This window comes from Chloroflexota bacterium, assembly GCA_015478725.1.
Taxonomy (GTDB): domain Bacteria; phylum Chloroflexota; class Limnocylindria; order Limnocylindrales; family CSP1-4; genus C-114.
This window is the reverse complement of record JADMIG010000076.1, coordinates 1-2,428: the sequence shown is the minus strand read 5'-3', so window position 1 is coordinate 2,428 and position 2,428 is coordinate 1. Positions and strand designations below refer to the sequence as shown.

At 47.8% G+C, this 2,428-nt stretch carries 2 protein-coding genes; both read left to right on the top strand.

Annotated elements, in window-relative coordinates; all coding sequences use genetic code 11:
* The first annotated feature begins 80 nt into the window (after positions 1 to 80).
* A complete protein-coding gene (locus tag IVW53_15765; GenBank protein ID MBF6607020.1) occupies positions 81 to 977 on the top strand; it encodes a tyrosine-type recombinase/integrase in 897 nt (298 codons plus the stop codon).
* Between the two features lie 3 nt (positions 978 to 980).
* The gene (locus tag IVW53_15760) at positions 981 to 2,168 is read left to right on the top strand and encodes an IS91 family transposase (protein MBF6607019.1); all 1,188 of its coding nucleotides are present in this window, start codon (positions 981 to 983) and stop codon (positions 2,166 to 2,168) included.
* Positions 2,169 to 2,428: the final 260 nt, after the last annotated feature.

Below are 2,428 nucleotides of genomic sequence, written 5' to 3'. Positions count from 1 at the left end.
TTGCACTAAACCTTCGGTAGCTCTTGCGCACTTCGTTGTAAGTTGTATAGGTAAACCAAACTTCTACAACTATGAACAACATGAAGCAGCAAGAGACTACCTTGGTTCAGCTAGCATGCACTAAAGTAGCAGGATTCAAAGCCCTTTACAAGAGGCTGGAAAGAAAGATTATCGTCAGCGGGAAAAGTACCAGCACGCTCAATAATTATATGAGGTGTATCTCTCATGTGGCACTCCATTTCAAGTGCCTCCCCCACCAACTTGATACCGAACAAATCGAAGAATATCTTCTGATGGTGAAAAAGAAAAATACTACCGCATCAGAGTCTTTCTTTAAGCACACCGTTTATGGCCTCCGGTTTTTATTCCGTTGTGAAGGGCTTGATGATCGAGCCATCAAATTACCAAAACTCAAACGCGATAAAAAATTACCTGTCGTGCTGGGCCGTCTGGAAATGAAAGCCTTGCTCAAAGCACCCAGCCTGTTAAAGCACCGCGTTCTGCTTGGCCTACTTTACGGCTGTGGGCTTCGGTGCAGCGAAGCTCGAACCCTGCTCATCAAAGATGTGGATTTTGAACGCAACATGATCCATGTCCGCCAAAGCAAAGGCCGTAAAGATCGCTATGTTCCCATCGGCATAAACCTAAGCCGCGGATTGAAAAGCTATCTGGAATCTGAACGTCCACACAAGTGGCTCTTCAACGGCAAGGATCATCACGAAGGGTTTTCGCAAAAAGGGGTGCAATGGGTCGTGCACGAAGCTACCCGGAAAAGCGGTATCCTAAAACAAGTTACCGTTCATACACTCCGGCACACCTACGCTACTCATTTACTTGAAGACGGTCTCGACATTGTTTCCATCAAAGAGCTTCTCGGTCATTCTTTTATCGAGACGACCATGGTCTACCTCCATGTTGCCCAGGCCGGAAGACGACCACCGTTTTCCCCACTCGATAAGCTCTACGAAAAAGCCTGACCGGTGCGTCCCGCTTTTGAAGTGGCCGATGTGCTCAACACTCATTGGCTGAACATCACGCGCTCCTTGTCCTTGAGCTCCTGGCAATGGCGCACTCTGGATGCCATCCGAAGATGTCGCACTGCCTCCTTGGGCGGACATATTGATCAGTGTTCCTCCTGTGGGCATCTGCGCATCAGCTACAACTCATGCCGCAACCGCCATTGTCCTAAGTGCCAGCAGGTACAGCGCGAGCGCTGGATCCTCGCCCGTGAAGCGGATCTCTTGCCCGTACCTTACTTCCATGTCGTCTTCACTTTACCACAAGAGCTCAACCAACTCTGCCTCTATGAACCAGCCAAGATTTACAAACTCCTCTTTGATACCGCATGGAGCGTGATCCGATCTTTTGCGCTTGATCAAAAACACCTCGGTGCTGAAACTGGCATGATCAGTATCCTGCACACTTGGGGACAAAACCTATCCTTGCATCCGCATCTTCATTGTATTGTACCCGGCGGTGGATTAACAAAGGCCGGTCATTGGAAATATTCACGCAGCGATGGTGGGTTCCTCTTTCCTGTAAAAGCAATGAGCTCCGTATTCCGTGCAAGGTTTGTGGCCACGCTGCGTAGCAGGATGAAAGGGATTGACAAACCGTTTTATAATAGCTTGTTCAAAAACCCGTGGGTGGTTTATGCAAAGCTCCCATTCGGTGGCCCAAAACAAGTGATCGAATACCTGGGACGCTATACCCACAAGATTGCAATCTCCAACCATCGCATCTCCGCTATCACAGATACTCTCGTCACTTTCCGCTACAAAGATTACCGTGATCAAAGCAAAACCAAACTGCTCACGCTTCAGGCCAGCGAATTCATCCGCAGGTTTTCTTTGCACATTCTTCCTAAAGCCTTTCCTCGCATCCGTCATTACGGAATACTGAGCAGCAGGCGAAAACAAAAAACGATCCCGCTGATTCATCAGCAACTCGGCTCATCTCAGCAGTGTCAGAAAAAGGATTCCGATAGCTATCGGGAGAAAGATTGGAAAATAATCAGCGCTGAGCGACTTGGCTATGATCCGTTGTGCTGTCCGGTTTGCAAACAGAAAACAATGTCCACCATTCTTGTTTTCGACAGGCGCGGGCCTCCGGATATTTCTCTCTTAAAATCATTTACCAAACCAGACCCTCATGCCGTTCAATGTTAAACAGGTGTTGCCACCGCTTTGCGTCTTAGCGAAAATAAAATCCAAAAACCTCATCAAATCGAATGACCTCAGAAAAAATAGTCGCGTTTTATCTCGGGTACAATTTCAAAATAAAATTCAGGGCATGAATCTTAGCTGTTCCTGATCTGCTCCGATCCATTCAATCTCCATAGAAAAAACTCAACCTCACCGCAACCGAAGGTTCCGTGCAACATAGGCTTCACGCTGGGTCGTGCCGACCGCTTGAAGCCTTATTTATT